Source organism: uncultured Campylobacter sp. (genome assembly GCF_947255105.1).
In the GTDB taxonomy this organism is placed as follows: Bacteria; Campylobacterota; Campylobacteria; order Campylobacterales; family Campylobacteraceae; genus Campylobacter_B.
The window spans coordinates 17913-34134 of sequence record NZ_CAMYFP010000013.1 but is presented as its reverse complement, the minus strand read 5'-3'; the positions used below and the strand labels follow the sequence as shown (position 1 = coordinate 34134).

17 protein-coding genes are annotated in these 16222 nt (G+C 32.6%); 1 reads left to right on the top strand and 16 read right to left on the bottom strand.

Features of this window, described 5'->3' with window-relative positions; all coding sequences use genetic code 11:
• Positions 1-186 precede the first annotated feature (186 nt).
• From Q0X52_RS06890 to Q0X52_RS06815, 16 genes are all read right to left on the bottom strand, one after another.
• Positions 187-915, bottom strand: coding sequence for a hypothetical protein (locus Q0X52_RS06890; protein WP_297576406.1), 729 nt, complete (start codon positions 913-915; stop codon positions 187-189).
• A gap of 19 nt (positions 916-934) precedes the next feature.
• Entirely contained in the window at positions 935-1789 is an 855-nt protein-coding gene (locus Q0X52_RS06885) for a hypothetical protein (protein ID WP_297576404.1), read from the bottom strand.
• A gap of 109 nt (positions 1790-1898) precedes the next feature.
• The gene (locus tag Q0X52_RS06880; RefSeq protein WP_297576402.1) at positions 1899-2372 is read right to left on the bottom strand and encodes a hypothetical protein; all 474 of its coding nucleotides are present in this window, start codon (positions 2370-2372) and stop codon (positions 1899-1901) included.
• Positions 2369-3142, bottom strand: a complete 774-nt coding sequence (locus Q0X52_RS06875; RefSeq protein ID WP_297576400.1) for a hypothetical protein — start codon at positions 3140-3142, stop codon at positions 2369-2371. The genes Q0X52_RS06880 and Q0X52_RS06875 overlap by 4 nt, the downstream gene beginning before the upstream one ends.
• An 88-nt stretch (positions 3143-3230) precedes the next feature.
• Complete coding sequence (locus Q0X52_RS06870) at positions 3231-3893, bottom strand: hypothetical protein (RefSeq protein WP_297576398.1); 663 nt, start codon at positions 3891-3893, stop codon at positions 3231-3233.
• Between the two features lie 171 nt (positions 3894-4064).
• The gene (locus tag Q0X52_RS06865) at positions 4065-5486 is read right to left on the bottom strand and encodes an Mbeg1-like protein (protein WP_297576396.1); all 1422 of its coding nucleotides are present in this window, start codon (positions 5484-5486) and stop codon (positions 4065-4067) included.
• A gap of 37 nt (positions 5487-5523) precedes the next feature.
• On the bottom strand, positions 5524-6399 hold the full coding sequence (locus Q0X52_RS06860) for a hypothetical protein (protein ID WP_297576394.1): 876 nt from the start codon (positions 6397-6399) through the stop codon (positions 5524-5526).
• Between the two features lie 99 nt (positions 6400-6498).
• Positions 6499-7701, bottom strand: a complete 1203-nt coding sequence (locus Q0X52_RS06855; protein ID WP_297576392.1) for a calcium-binding protein — start codon at positions 7699-7701, stop codon at positions 6499-6501.
• Positions 7702-8160: 459 nt separating this feature from the next.
• Positions 8161-9342 (bottom strand): DNA polymerase IV, encoded by a 1182-nt coding sequence (locus Q0X52_RS06850; RefSeq protein ID WP_297576390.1) that lies wholly within the window; start codon positions 9340-9342, stop codon positions 8161-8163.
• A 3-nt stretch (positions 9343-9345) separates the two neighbouring features.
• On the bottom strand, positions 9346-10359 hold the full coding sequence (locus tag Q0X52_RS06845; RefSeq protein ID WP_297576388.1) for a bifunctional 3,4-dihydroxy-2-butanone 4-phosphate synthase/GTP cyclohydrolase II: 1014 nt from the start codon (positions 10357-10359) through the stop codon (positions 9346-9348).
• Entirely contained in the window at positions 10360-10863 is a 504-nt protein-coding gene (locus Q0X52_RS06840; RefSeq protein WP_297576385.1) for an HIT domain-containing protein, read from the bottom strand.
• Entirely contained in the window at positions 10863-11648 is a 786-nt protein-coding gene (gene trpC, locus Q0X52_RS06835; protein WP_297576383.1) for an indole-3-glycerol phosphate synthase TrpC, read from the bottom strand. Before trpC ends, Q0X52_RS06840 begins: the two co-directional genes overlap by 1 nt.
• Positions 11645-12910: a hypothetical protein gene (locus tag Q0X52_RS06830; protein WP_297576381.1), complete on the bottom strand. Its 1266-nt coding sequence runs from the start codon at positions 12908-12910 to the stop codon at positions 11645-11647. The genes trpC and Q0X52_RS06830 overlap by 4 nt, the downstream gene beginning before the upstream one ends.
• The gene (locus tag Q0X52_RS06825; RefSeq protein WP_297576408.1) at positions 12886-13257 is read right to left on the bottom strand and encodes a YkgJ family cysteine cluster protein; all 372 of its coding nucleotides are present in this window, start codon (positions 13255-13257) and stop codon (positions 12886-12888) included. Before Q0X52_RS06825 ends, Q0X52_RS06830 begins: the two co-directional genes overlap by 25 nt.
• A complete protein-coding gene (locus Q0X52_RS06820; protein WP_297576379.1) occupies positions 13250-13870 on the bottom strand; it encodes a methyltransferase in 621 nt (206 codons plus the stop codon). The genes Q0X52_RS06825 and Q0X52_RS06820 overlap by 8 nt, the downstream gene beginning before the upstream one ends.
• A gap of 65 nt (positions 13871-13935) precedes the next feature.
• Positions 13936-14901: an NAD(P)-binding domain-containing protein gene (locus Q0X52_RS06815; RefSeq protein WP_297576377.1), complete on the bottom strand. Its 966-nt coding sequence runs from the start codon at positions 14899-14901 to the stop codon at positions 13936-13938.
• A gap of 77 nt (positions 14902-14978) precedes the next feature.
• On the opposite strand from Q0X52_RS06815, the gene Q0X52_RS06810 reads away from it, so the two are divergent.
• Positions 14979-16211 carry a glutamate-5-semialdehyde dehydrogenase gene (locus Q0X52_RS06810; protein ID WP_297576374.1) on the top strand — a complete coding sequence of 411 codons (1233 nt, stop codon included), beginning with the start codon at positions 14979-14981 and terminating at the stop codon, positions 16209-16211.
• Positions 16212-16222: the final 11 nt, after the last annotated feature.

Sequence of the window (16222 nt, the reverse complement as noted above, 5' to 3'; positions counted from 1 at the left end):
CTCAAATTTAACTCTCAAATTTAACTCTCAAATTTAACTCTCAAATTTAACTCTCCGCCTCTTTTGCCTGAAAGACAATATCCATACCATTTGCCAAAGCTCTTAAACTGCCTTTATGCTACAAGTTCCTTTGGCTATTCATTATTGACAACACTTTCTCTACTTATACTTTATTTTTATTGTAATTTAGATTATAAAAAATGTTATGTTAGCTTTTTCTATATCGATTTTCTTTTTGTCTAAAAAATACTTTCTTAGCAAATTTCTCTCTTTTTTGTTATTTGGTAGAATATTTACAAATTTATCTCCATCGCTTACAACTATGGCATCAAATATTTTATACTCAAAAATAGAGCCACCATTTTTCAAATGAAACAAAATTTTGGGCATAAATATACAAAATAAAAGTCCAGAAAATATAAAAAACATCTTTTTGAAGTCATTTAAAATTAGCATGTGAAAAAATACCACAAATAGAGATAAAAAAATAAAAACAATAGCTATTTTGTTATAAAAGATACTGCCATATCTTTCGTATTTTATGCTAAAAGTTCTTTTTATATTTTTAATATTTTTCAGTTTTATTTCATTTATTGGATTTAGATATATAATGGATGAGTTATTGAGGCAAATAAAACGACTGTTTGCACTTTGAAAATACTTGCTAAAATAAGCCCCACCAGCAATCATCGCTACTATACTGATATTCAAAAAGGATTCTTCGTGCTCAAAAAAATCCCATGTCAAATAAACTAAAACAATGCAAATTACCGAAGAGGTAAAAAATAAATTTAAATTGTTATCTTTTATGATAATTGGATTTTTATCATAATCTCTTTTGTTCGAATTTGTATTATTGCTTGAAATTTGAGAATTGTCTAAATTTAAATCTTTTTCTCTTTTATCATCATCCAAATTTTAGCCTTTTTTATTTTTATTCAGACTTTAAGTTTGGATTTTTAATATAATATATATTGCAGGTTGGATATTGTAACTTGTGATTAATATATTCATTAATACGGAAAGATATAGTATTTAATTTATAAAAATTATCATAGCCTTTATAAACAGACAACAAATAAAAGCTATCCTTATATATTATTGGTGTATAATAGTTGCCATACAATATATTTCCAAAATTTTCTAAATTTCTCTTAAGCTCTCCCTTGGTTGTTAGATTGCTGCTGTTTTTTATATTGGCACACTCTTCTTTATCTAATATATATGACATATTAAAAAGAGTCAAATCATACACATTGTCGTCAAAATGCTTGTATGTCATAATATATAAAAGCTTATCATTATACTTATATAGAGTAAAACCTCTACCTCGTTGCTCTTGTCTTATTGTGGTACTCATATCAATATACCAGCAATCCCCCATAGCATCTTTTAGTCTTTTATCATTATAGTCTAGCGTATCATAAACTATAGGCTCTATTACTTCAATATTTTTCCAAGCAAATAGGTCGTCATAAAATTCTTTACAATAATCCCCATTTTTAGCTACATACTCATCATACTTTTTCTTTAAGGTTTGGTTGTGTTCTATATCATAGTGCTCATATCTTATGCCATTTAGGGTTGTATTACCATAGTATCTACCATATGTGCTTATATTTCTATCATACACATCTTTTAGTAACTTTTTTAGGAGATATGGTGGTTTTGAATTTGATACATCTACTGCATATATTGATATAGTATTAACAAATAGCAATATAATATAAAATATAATTGTTAGATATCTTTTGATAAAAAATCTATTTTTAAAATAAAAATTTTTCATATCTCTACCCTTATATTTTTAAGCAAATATAAGTGAGATTATACTTTTATAAGATTAAATTTAGTCTAAATATTCTAAATCTACATAATTAAAACTGTGAGCTTTTTGCTTATACTCTATAACAAATAAAACCACCAAGTCCCGGTGCATTAAAAGTATAAGCATTATCAATAATATCATTATGAACAACGGAAAAATATTGTGTTAAAAAACAGCCCAAAGAGTGTCCTGTAACTGTGATTTTATCGTTTGGATTTAGAAAACCATTATTTATTAACTCTTCATAATATCTTTCCAAATCATTTAGTTGTGCGTTGCTACCAAATAGTGTTAAAAGTATATCGTTGTTAATATCATCTAAACCATTGAAACTAACTTCCGCATCTGTTCCACGAATAGCTAAAATTTTTTCATTTGTATTTGCATCACGATACAAAGTGGCTTGAAAACCAACTAAATTTCGTTGAAACAAAACCTCATATTCTTTCTCTCCAAATTTAACAATATCAAAAGTATTTTTGTATGTATAAGCATCTTGTGCCAACTGTGCGTAAATTTTGTAAGCCCCGAATTGATTACTCATCTCTTATCCTTTCCATTAGAATTTTTGTTTATTAAGTTTTGTTTTAAAATATCGATTATTTCGTTATATCCATATCCGCATTTTTCATAATGGATACTTGTTTCGACGGATTGCATTTTTGCCATAAAATAGTTATACGGCACAAAATATTCATATTTTTTCGCTATCAAATTATTTTTATAAAAAATATCAGCAGTATGTCTATAACCACTTTTGCCACATTTTTTCGCTAAATCTGATAAATCCGCCCAATAACAACTTTTTAAGTCAGTATTAGATGAAAAACTTATATTGCTATCTGGGTATGAAGTGTAAGTGTATGGAAAATCTTTTTTTATTATCATATAATCACTCTCTTTTATCTCATAATCATCACTTACAATTTCTATCTTAAAATCTTTTTTAATATTGCACTCGTATCTAAATTTAAGCATCTTAAACCCGTCAAATACAAATCCATAAGTAAAAAATAAAACTATTAAAGTAGTTATAAATTGCGTTTTTTTAAGTAGGCAAATTTTCTTTGTCGCTTCTACTCGATTTCCTGCTCTTATGGCTTTTCTTTGAATTCCAAATTCATATCTACTTATGATAAATAAGAAAATAAATGTCAGAAAAAAGACAAACACAAAAAATCCAAAGAAAATAAAAACAATAAAAAATAATAAAGCAAAGAATTTGATAAATTTGTTTATTTGCGAATTTGCGATATATTTTATACACAACGCACAAGCAAAAGCTACTATCAAATTTACAATTAAAATATCCATTTTTTATCCGCCAAATATTTCATCATACCTACAGAAATAACATTTTCTGCCAATGCTGCATAAATTTTATAGTTTGAAAATTTGTTACTCATCTTTTATCCTTTTTTAAAAATTTATTATTTTTTAATGCTTTTAAAGTAAGTTCGAATCTGTCTCTTTGATTTAATCCCTTATCGCAACATAGTGTCGTATTTGGCACTGAAACAGATAGCATTTTGGAGACAAAATAATTATATTTCATGCAAGGCTCATAACTAAATTTAGCTATTTCTTTGCCAGATAAATATAAAGTATGATTATCCCAACTAATATTTTTACTTTCTAAATCTTTAAGAGTATAGTTATCATCTAAAATCTCCACTTTGTAATTTTTGCCAGTAGCGCATTTATATTTAAATTTATAAATCCTAAAACTATCAAAAAATACAACACTTATTAAAACCAAACAACACAAAATTGCAAAAAAAGCACTTTTACGCTTTATTGTTAAGGCTTTTCTTATTGCTTTTATGGTTTCGCCGTCTTCATATTTTTTTATGTCCGAACTACCGATAACAAGTGGTTTTTCCTTAAAAAATGGCAATAAAATTATTGTCAAAATAAAACACCACCATAAACCATAAAACACAAAAGTCATAAATAGAGCTATGGCTAAAATTCTTAAAAATATATTTATTTTAAGATTTGCAAGATACTTCACACAAAGTGCCGACAGTATCGACGCAACCAAATGCACCAAAAAAATATCCAAATGTTCTCCTTTCAAATTTGTTAAATTTAAAAAATTTGTATAGTAATTTTACATACAAATTCAACTATTGCATAACTTACATTAAAACTATTCTTAGATTTTTATATTAAAAAATTTATCTTTCTCCTTTCTTAAATTCACAAATTTAAACTTACTTTTGAATTAAAAAATTCAAGCAACAAGTAAATTTAAATTTATAAATTTATAGTTTGAACCACCAGTTAGTTTTATAGTGTCATCTCCTGCTAGGGTATAAATTCTATTGGCTTTTCCTACCGAAGCAGTTACTATATCATTTTTGTTTGTGCCAAATATATAAGCTGTATCAGTGAGATTGTATTCATCTGTGCTATCAGGGTCTGTAACAGAAGTATAATATGAAATTTTCTTGCCTGTTTCATAGTCATCATAGTATGAACCGACCTTTGGTGTATCCATAAGAGCCTTAAACATTTTTGCCTTATCGCTTACATAGTTTTTGTTATATTCATCTTTGTATCTTTCTAGTTCAGAGTAAGCGTTTGAATTTATATTTGAAACTATAAAAGGATTTAAATTCACTAGGGCATATAAAGCAGGTGTGCTTAAATTTGAGCCTGAAAAGATTGAAGTTGTGTCAGTGTCTTTGGCTATAACTTCTAAGTGCAAAGAGTTATTTGCAATTTTATCATTTGCACCATTTTCATTTAATATACCAAGTTTTTTGAATTCATCTTGGACTTTTTTATAACCATTTCCGTGAATAATAGCTGTTGAAAGATACATATTTGTTATATCTTCATATCTGCAAGAGTTGTCGAATTTTTTAACTATATCGTTGTATTCAGCAATGGCGGTGTTGAGAGTTTCCATATAATGCCCTTCTCCAAAACCAACATTTTTGCCCAAAATAGGTATAAAATGCCCTAAATGATTACTACTTAATTCTGTGGCAAAATTTGACAAAATATCCCCATTTAACAAACCCTCATCTTGGTAAGATATGTTATAAATATACTCATAAGCCCATTGTGCGTTTGCTTTGGTAAGTCCTACTGCGCTCATAACTTTTTCTGCCAAAGAAGTTAATAAGCCATATAAGAAATTGCTTGTTATTCCGTCAAATGGGCTTTGTGGTAAAGAAAGCAATCTATCTGTTCCGTAAGGATTAAAAGCATAGCCTTTTATGCCGTAGGTTGCTCCGACTTGTTGGGTAAGAATTCCACCTAAGCTATGACCTGTTAGAGTTAAATTATCTATGGTTACGCCATAATCTTTCATAGCTTTTTCTAAAAATTCTTTTGCATCGTTATATTGTTCGTTTATATTTTTAAAACCAATACTCACATCGTTAAGCCAATCTGATATGCTATCTCGTTCTGTTCCACGAAAAGCCATAACAAATTTTCCGCTTTCATCTTGCAATAATAATGCCTGAAAATCACTTGCTGTGCTGACATAGTCGACAATTTTATATTTCTTACTTAATGTCCTTTTTGCACCTTTTTTATTTACAAATTTATTGATTTCTGAACCAATATTATCTTGCAAATTTAAATAAGCCATTTCGGCTAACAGCCCAAATTCCGTAATGTTTTGCTCTAATGTATTCATTAGATTTCTCCTTATAAAAAAATTTTATTTTAAATAATTATTGATAAATATCAATAGACAAACCTTTGCTCCATTTATCCATATCAAAGACTTTTTCTATCTCTTGTCTTTTGCCACATACTTCTCTTGTAAATTGGTAATCATCGGCAAAATGTGGCATTAATATTTCTGGAAAAATAAAAGTCGCTTCTCTATTTCTAATATACATCTTCCAAAAAGCTATCTCTTTTTCTGTTTTATTTTCTACAATAGATACATTTACGATATGATAAAAATAATTTTCAAATGCACTATCAGAGATTTTTTCACTTTTATTTATTATTATAGAATAGTTGTAATTTTTGATAATATCTCTATCTTTTTCCACTTCATTGCGTTTTGTTATTTTAAATTTGGCTTCTTCGATAGCCTTTTCATTTTCTCTATAAAAGTCAAATTGAGCTGATTCATCGGTATGCAAATTTTGATATTGCGAAATTAAATTTATGTATTGCGTGTAATGGGTCGAATTTTTATCAAAATATACTTCTTCTACTTTTCCATTGCCGCATTTATATTTATCCGTTATTTTGCTATTACACTCGATTGCTATTTTTTCAATATGAATTCCGTCTAATAAAGCCTCTATTAAATGTAAGCTAGTATCTATATCACCAACTTTGGCGTTGTCAATTTTGACATATACACTTTTTGGATATTCTACAATTTTATCAATTTTTGATTTAGGCTCTATTTGGCAATATTTATTTGCGATAATCCTAGTCGGAACAACATCGTAAAATGGCACCAAAACACACAAGGCAACAGATATAGCCACTGCTTTATTGCTTTTTGAAATCATATACACGATGACACATATTATACCACTTACAAATGCATAAGCGGCAAAGACAAAAGATATAATTATTTCCATAATTTTCCTTTCAGGCCGTATCGTTTATCCACGATACGAATTTATCTAAATTCACAAATTTAAACTCAAATTTGATAGTTTGAATTTAAATTTACGAATTTAAGCAACTAGTAAATTTAAATTTGCAAATTTCTCATCATTTATATCTATTATTCCGTCATTGTTGCTATCAAATTCGCTTAATGCTTCAAAGCCATTTTTTGCGTTTGGATTAGTGTAGGCATAGGCGTTATTTGAGATGCTCTTGTTTCCAAATAGCTCGCTACCATTATCGATTGCGCCGTTGTTGTTTTTATCAATGGTGATAAAGGCGTCATTGTTATCTATCCAGCTTGTAGCCTCTTTAAAGCTGTTATTATCAAGGTCAAAATTTATCTTATAGTCTAAATTTGTGCCTTTTATGCCATCATTATTAAGGTCTATTGCAAGTGGATCGTAAGTTTCTGGCTTATCATCGTTTGGATCTTTGTCGTCGTCTTTGATGAGACCTTGACCTGATACGACTGCTTGGACATTTAAATTTTCAGAAGTTTGCATTACTATGCCACTTACTTCAAATTTTCTATCTTTTTCTTTGATTGTATTTCCATCCCAAGTATGAGTATAGGTTTGTTCTATATCTCCTTCTTTAAATTTAACCCTTTGTTCATTTATGATTAGTTCTAAAAATTCATCTTTTTTTAGTGCTCTATTTAGAGTTATTTTAAATTCCATTGAGTGTTTGCCATTGCCACCCTCGGTTGATTGATTGTTTCCCATGGTTACTACTATATCATCTATATCGACTAAGACTATATCTAAATCATTGCTTATTTTACTGAAATTTTCTATTGTTATGCTATCGTTGATTATAAGATCTGAGCCTTTGAGTTCATACTTTGTGCCGTCTTTACCTTTATAAATTTGTGAACCCTTTTCTATTTGAGTTCCTCCTGTTAATTGATGATTTTCTAAAAATACTCTACCATTTCCATCACTGTCTTTTATGATATCTCCATTATCTACGAAATAATCATCTTTGCCGTTTCCACCGATTAGTATGTCTTTGCCACCGTGACCTATCAGCATATCGTTACCGTTGCCACCAAAGATAACATCGTCTTTGGTGTCGCCAAAAAGACTGCCGTGAGCATTTGGCAAAAAAGGTCTTGCATAGATTGTTCCGTCATCCATAGTTACTTGTAAAAAACCATTATCAAGTAACACTGCACCTTTATAATCACCCAAAGCGCTATCATAAATTTTTTTAAACATTGACGATGCGTCTAAGTCAAATATTGATAAAGCAAGATTTCCCCACATTATAACTCTTCCGTAAGGCGTAAAAGAAAAAACAGTTACAGCGGCGTCACCTAAAACAATCCAAAAGCTTGCTTTAAAGCGCTTTCCCCTTTTGTTGTATCCACTAAAATGCTACTAAACCAGAAAATGAACCAAATGACGAGTTAGTAGTTTCATGCAATTTAAAAAATAAAAATATAGCTATTATAAAAAATATTCCAATAATGAGTGCTATAAAATTTACTAAGATAACATTGTTTTCTATAATAATTGGCTCTTTATCATAATCTCTTTTATGTGAATTTGTTTTATTGTGTGAAATTTGAGAATTATCCAAATTTAAATCATTTTCCAAATTTTTATTAAAATTCTCTTTATTATTAGAGCTATTACCTAAATTTACTCTATTTTTGGATCTATTATTTCTTAAATACTCTCTAAGTTTTTCTTTTTTTCATCACTCAAATTTAAACCTCCAATTTAACTCTCAAAACTCTCTGCCTCTTTTGCCTGAAAGACAATATCAACGCCATATTTTTCTCTAAGCTCTTGGACTGCTTTTTGTGCCACAAGTTCCTTTTTCTCTTCATCAAAAAAGAGGTCTCTTTGCACCTTGCCCTCCTCTTTTAAATTTGAAACTGTAAGAGAGAGTTTGTTTATAGCCCTGTTTTTGCTGTCATCAACCAAATCTAAAAGCTCATTTGAGATTTGCCAAAGCAGCTCTTCATAAAAAAGGCCATTTTGAGTTTTGCGCCTACTTTTGACCGCTCCATTTATATAGCGGATTTTTAGCTCGAAAGTTTGGGGATGAAGATCCAAAAGATAGATATCAAAGCTAAGATGACGACAAATTATGGCAAGCCGTCTTTTTATCTCATCTCTATTTTTTATTGGTAAAAATGTTCTTGAAAAGCCCATGCTCTTTCTTTTGTGATCGGTTTGAATCTGCGTTGTTGGGGTTGCTATGAGTGAGTTGTAAATTTTAACTCCATTTTGCCCAAGTTGCTCAAAGATAAATTTAGAATTTACCGCATCTTTGATGGTGACAACGCCCTTTTTATAGAGCTTTTCTGATAGTTTTGAGCCAACCATCGGAAAGCTCTTGATGGGCTCTAGACCAAATTTAGCCAAAAACTCATCGCCATTGCAAAGCATTATGCCAAATGGTTTTGCCTTTGTTGTGCAAAACTTGGCTATATCTTTATTTTGACTAATGCCGATACTGCAACAAAGCTCAAGCTCATTTAGTATCCTTTGTTGAAGCTCTTTTGCAAATTTCAAAGGGTCATTTTTGTAAGGCGAGCCACTAAGATCTATATAAAACTCATCGATACTTGCCTGCTCGATATCTGGCGTGTAGGAGTAAAGTAGGAGATAAACCTCTTTGGATAGCCTTTTGTAAAGTGCAAAATCGCTCTTTAAAACTACCAACTCTTTGCATAGTTCTTTTGCCAAAAAAAGCGGCATAGCTGCCTTTATGCCAAATTTTCTAGCGCTGTAGTTGGCGCTTAAAATTATCCTGCTATCTTCATAAATGCTCTCTTGCCCAAATATAGCATTGTCGCCGCCACCTACAACTACGAGATTTTTACAAGAGAGCTCTTGATGTCCAATGATAGATGCCGAAACAAAGAAGCAGTCAAGATCAAGATGGGCTATCATGCGTTAATTTACAATATCAAGCCCAAATCCGCTAAGTCCGCTAAACTCTTTTTGAGTATTTGATGTTAGGATTTTTATCTTTTTAACATTTAGATGAACCAAAATTTGAGCTCCAATGCCATACTCTTTTATGGTGCTTCTATCATCGATATCTAGCATATTGTCAAGCAAAATCAAAATGCCGCCATCCTTTGAAAGCTCCTTTAAGCTCTCTATAAAATCAACATAGCCATCACTAGTCAAAAAATCAACATCTTTGCCAACTTTGTGAAATTTAACATTGCAAACATCTTTTGGAGTGCCAAAAATAAAGGCTTTGTGAAGATTGCCTCTATGATCTGTTATGTCATAATACTGAGCCCCAACACCCGCTATCAAACCGCTTTTTTTGGGACTAAATGAGATAAGAGTTTCGTTTTTTAGGCGGTATTCTACAAGTTGAGCGATGGATATCATAGAGATACCAAATTTCTTACAAAATAGCTCTAAATCATCTCTTCTTGCCATAGTGCCATCCTCATTGACAATCTCGCATATCACAGCAATCGGCGCAAGACCTGCCATCTTACACAAATCAATGCTGCCCTCTGTATGACCCAAACGCTCAAGCACACCGCCATCTTTTGCGATAAGTGGGAATATGTGACCTGGTGCTACAAACTCTTTGGAGGTTGAAGCGGGATTTGCAATGAGTTTTATAGTCATATCCCTCTCTATTGCGCTAACTCCTGTAAGTGCCGCTTTTGCATCGACTGATATTGTAAAAGCGGTGTTGTGAGCTGAAGTATTGTGTGAGATCATTGGATAGAAATTTAACCTACTTGCTATCTCTTTGCTAATTGGCGTACAAAGCACCCCTTTGGCATGAGTTATTGCAAAATTTACCTTCTCTACATCGCAAAATGCTCCAGCAAAGACCAAATCGCCCTCATTTTCCCTATCTTCATCATCAACAATTACTATCATTTTGCCATTTTTAATCTCTTCAATCGCCTCATCAACAGTTATAAATGCCATTTAATTCTCCTTATTTTTTCTTAAAATCTCTTCATCAAAGCCATTTTTGAGCTTTAAATAAATTTTCTCAAAAGAGGTCCCCGCAACTCTTGTCTCTGCTATGGTAGTTATAAAGTTAGTATCTTTATACCATCTTGGAACGATATGGTAGTGGATATGCTCAGCAATGCCAGCACCAGCTGCTTCACCTATATTCATACCAATATTTACCCCATCAGCCTTTAGATATTTTTTGACAATAAAAACGCCCAATTTTACAAATCCACTCATCTCTTCCCAGCATTCATCACTCAACTCATCAAGTCTGTTTGTATGGATGTATGGTATGACCATAAAAGCTCCAGGATTGTAAGGATAGAGATTCATTATGCCAAAGCACTCTTTAGCTCTAAAAAGCACTCCACGCTCTTCATCTTCGCTTGCAAGTTCAGCAAGACAAAAGGGACAACCGTCTCTTTTTTTGTCAAAATAGACACTTCTCCAAGGTGCATAAAGATGTTTCATTATCTCTCCTTTATCTCTTCTAAAGCACTTTTAATATCATCTTTTCTCATAAAATACTCGCCCATCAAAAAGGCATCAACACCAGCCATGCTTAGCTCTTTTATAAACTCTTTATCACTCAAACCACTCTCTGCAACAACAACTTTACCAGTTGGGATAGATGGCAACAGTTCAAAACAAAGCTCCATATTCATAGTAAAATCTCTTAAATCTCTATGATTTATCCCAATGATTGAGGCACCTGCAAAGATGGCCTTTCTAATCTCACTTCTGTTATGGACTTCAACCAAGACCTCTAAATTTAGCTCTCTTGCAAAATCCACAAGCTCTTTTAGCTCTTTTTGACTTAAAATTCCAGCAATAAGCAGTATAAAATCCGCCCCAAAAACAGCAGATTCTAAAACTTGATATCTATCAATGATAAAATCTTTTCTTAAAAGTGGAAGAGTCGTATAGTGCTTAATCAAACTCAAATAGTTAATATCGCCCAAAAAAAAGTTAGGCTCTGTAAGCACAGATATGGCATTTGCGCCGCCCTCATCATAAGATGAAGCTATCATCTCAGGATAAAACTCCTCTCTTATGACGCCCTTGCTAGGACTTGCCTTTTTTATCTCAGCAATTATTTTATAGGGATCACTATTTGTTTTTTTAAGCGATGTTATGACATCTTTTTTGACCGTTGAAATGGAAGAGAGCGATCTTCCCAAAAGATCAAATGGAATTTTGGCCTTTTTTAACTCTAGTTCCTCTTTTGTCTTTTCTACTATTTTATCAACTATCATTTTTTACTCTTTAGACATTTTTTAATGGTTTCAAAATGTTTATCTATCTCTTTGTTTGCCTTGATATCGTCGCTGCTTATGGTATTTAGCACATCGTAAGCCATATTGCAATCTCCAAGTTTATAGTATCCCCACGCAAGACTATCGATGTAGGCTGGATTGAACTCATCTTTCTCCAACGCCATCTCAACAAACTCAATCCCCTTTTTGATATCTACATCATAATCTATCAAAAGATAACCATAGTAGTTATAAAATAGCGCCTCATTGCTCTCTTTTACTGAGTTTTTAAACTTATCAAGCACAGAGTTAAGAGTTTTTTTGTCAATATTTGGATAACTCTCTTCAAACTCAAATATCGCCATATAGCTCAAAAAATAGGGCTTTTTGCTCTCCATATAGGCCTCTTTTGCAACACTATAAGCCATCTTTCTATCTCCAAGTGAGTCATACATCTCAACTACAACTTCAAGCCCAAATTTATGCTTATACATCAAATTTGCAGCCTTTAAAATCTCGCCACTTTTTACTAGCTGTCCAGTTGCCAAGGCAAGATATTTTTCATCTTTTGTGATATTGTAGAGGTCTTCATAGTTATCTACAAGTTTTTGACTATCGGGCAAGTTTTTGTATATCTCAGTTAGGAGTTGGCAGACTGCAAATGTAGGGGAATTTTTGCTCTTTAGTTCTTCAAGCAGCTCTCTTGCCTCGCCTACTTTTTTTAACTTTATCATCGAACGGACCAAATTTAGCAAGTTAGCGTCGCTACTATCTAGCTCATATGCCATTTTGTAGTTTTGGTAGGCGCCCTCAAAATCCATCTCAATGTTTAAAATAGTTGCCAAAACAGCATAACTTTTTGAACTTTTATCTATCTCTATCAAGTTTTTTGCAACTTTTTTTGCCTTTGTTGTCTGTTTGCTATCTACCAAATAGGCAATATAATAAAAAAGCACCTTGCTATCTTTGATACTATCTAGCTCTTTTTGATGACTTGCAACAATGCGCTTTAGCAAGTTTGTATCATTTGCATAGGCAAGTCGCATAACCTCTTCTAAATACTCGCTCTTTTTTGTATCATTGTAGAGCTTTTCGTAGATATCGATAGACTTTATCGGATTGCTATCTTGATATTCAAGTGCTTGCATTATCAAAAGATCGTCGCTATTGCTGTAATTTATGCTATCTATCTTTGCATTTAAAGTTGAATTCAAAAAGATGGCTATTAAAAAGGATTTTAAATAGATTTTACGCCTATACATTCTCTCTCCAGTTCATTAAAATTTTTCTTAAAATAGTCCCAAAAAGGGAAAGTCCTGCACTGTTTGGGTCTAAATTTGTAGATAGAGCAGTTTTTACTCTCCTCATCAAAAAAGAGACAAGCTACCCCATCTTCATATGGCTTTTCTTTTATGCTATATCTATATCCTACCTTAAAAAGGTATTTTTTACTAAACTCATCAAAATCAAGCTCAAGCTCTTTTCTTAAAAGCTCTATCTCATCTTTGTCTATCCAAATATAACCACTCTCGCCAACACAGCACTTCCCGCCACATTTGTCGCATTTGCTAGAGTCAAACTCATAACTAAAACCACTATTTCTAATCAACATCATAGCTCTTTAAATTTGCTTTTTTATAAACTTCTTCCAGCTCTTTGCTAAACTCATCGCCACTCTTTATAAAAATAGGCGACAAAATCTCACACATAGCACGAGAGCTCTTTTTAGCATGGACCAAAACCAGCTTTGCAGCCTTGCCCTCTTTGCTATGTATAAAACGAACAGCGCTTGGCGTTAGTTTAAATTTGGCCAAAAGATTAAAGATAGAAGCGATCTTTTTTGCATCATAACAAAAAAAGAGCTCTCCTTTTGGCTTTAAATTTCTATTGGCACTATTTAAAAACTCCTCTAACTCCAAATGATGGCTATAACGGCTCACATTTAGATGCAGATCTTCGCTTTTTTTTATATTTGCATCATAATATGGCGGATTGGAGATGATAAAGTCAAATTTAAACTCACTTTTAAAACTCCTAAAATCCTCTTGCAAAATCTCACACTCATAGCCCAAATTTAAGGCATTTTTCTTAGCCAAAGAGACATTAATCTCTTGTATATCTATCATGGTTAAGTTTATATCAAACTCTTTTTTTAACAGTAGTCCAATAACCCCACTCCCACATCCAACCTCCAAAACATCGCCAAATAGGCGATTTGGCATAACAAATCCATAAAGAAGCACTGTATCGGTGTTATATCTATAACCCTTTTTTAGCTGATAAATTTTCAGATTTTAGCCTTTTTAGAGTGGATAATATTTTCTATGATAGTATGAGCGTGATTGAGCGCAACTACGATAGAACCGCCCGTCCTAGTAATCAAATCCCCGCCTACATAAAGCCCTTTTGTTGCAGTTTCGTTGTTTTCATCAACTATTGGTATATTTTTTTCATTTAGCATAATTCCGCAATTTTTCAAAAAATCAACTGGAGTTGTGCCACCAATTGCATAAACTACCCTATCATAAACTATACAGCCGCCCTCTTTGAAATTTACAAGAACCTTTCCAGACTCATTCTCCAAACTCTCAATGTCGCTTGAAAGACGCAAAAAGATGTTGCCATACTTAACCTCATGGGCTATTGCTTTTTCATTTGTCAAATTTAGCCTTGTAAATTTATCTCTTCTATAGCAAAGCGTTACGATGTTGCCTTTACAAAGCGCTATGGCATACTCTATGGCTGAATTGCCACCTCCAACTACCAAAATTTTCTCATTTTGCCCACATTTGTCAAGGTTGAAATTTACAACTTGATTTAGTGATGGTGGTATTTTATAGTCAGGTCTGTTTGGTCTGCCCATTCTACCGATACAAATAATGACATTTTTGCCTTTATAACTAGCATTTGGAGTGCTTACATAAAAGATACCATCTTTCTTTTCGACCTTTTCAACCTCACTTTTAAAAGAGGTATCTACCTGATCTGTATCTAAAAGATTGTCAAAATAATCAAGCGTGCTCTCTTTTGTCCCTGGCTCAAAAGCAACATTGCCATGAGTTTGACTATCAAAGCCCTTATACTCCTTATCTACCCTTTTGTTCTCCTTATAAAACTGTCTTATGGTTTGTGAGTGGTTATCGCCTTTTTCAAGTAACAAAACAGAATCAAGTCCCATAGTTTTCGCCTCAACAACGGAGGCAATCCCACAAGGTCCTCCGCCTACTACTATGACATCATAAGAGCTTTTCATATCTTCCCTTTATCATATTTATTTAGGCAATTATAGTATTATTAAGCTAACAAACTAATTATGACAAAGGTAAAAATATGACTAATTTACTCAAAGCTACAAAAGAGGCGAGTGCCACCCTAAGAGAGCTAAAACCTGCTCTAAAAACAGAGCTCATAAGAGAGATAGCAGCACACATTGACAAAGATAGAAAAGCTATCTTAGAGGCAAACAAAAAAGATATAGAAAATGCAACCAATCAAGCTCTCTCAAGCGCTTTGATAGATAGGCTAACTCTAAAAAACAGCACCATAGACTCAATGATAGCCTCTCTAAACTCAATTGCCAATCAAAAAGATCCTGTAGGTAGAGTTCTTGATGGTTGGGTAGCAGAAAATGGGCTAAGTTTTGAAAAGATCTCCATACCAATAGGCGTCATCGCTCTTATCTACGAATCAAGACCCAATGTCACAACAGAAGTTGTAGGACTTAGCCTTAAAAGCTCAAATGCCATAGTTTTAAAAGGCGGAAAAGAGGCAATAAACTCAAATACTGCCATCATAAACTCCATAAAAATTGCCATTAAAGCTTGCAATATAGATCCAAATATAGTCACATTTTTAGATATCGATAGAGAGCAGGTAAAAGAGCTTTTGACGATGGATAGATATATCGATGTTATTATTCCTAGAGGAAGTAGCTCTTTGGTTAAATTTATAGCACAAAACAGCACAATTCCGCTTTTAAAACATGATGAGGGGATTTGTCATCTCTATATAGAAAAAAGTGCTTGCATAGATAAATCAGTCGAGATAGCCATCAACGCCAAAGCACAACGTCCAGCCGTATGCAACGCCATTGAGACACTTTTGGTAGATGAAGAGATAGCGACTTTGTTTTTGCCACTTTTCAAAAGGGAGTTTGATAAGTTTAAGGGTCAAATTTATGCAGACAAAGAGGTACAAAAGATAATAGAAGCCAAAGAGCTAAAAGACAACTCATTTTGTTCTGAGTATCTAGACTATGAGATAAATATCAAGTTGGTTAAAGGTGTAGATGAGGCGATAGCTCACATCAAAAAATATAGCTCACTTCATAGCGAGGCGATTTGTAGCAACAACCACGAAGCTATAGAAAAGTTTCTAAACGCTCTTGATAGCGCATGTTTGTATGTCAATGCCTCAACACGTTTTAGCGATGGATATGAGTTTGGTTTTGGTGGAGAGATTGGCATTAGTACCAACAAACTTCACGCAAGAGGTCCTGTTGGGCTAAATGAGCTTACCACCTACAAATACATAGTAAGAGGGGATTGGCAAAGCAGGCAATAACCTGCTCTGCC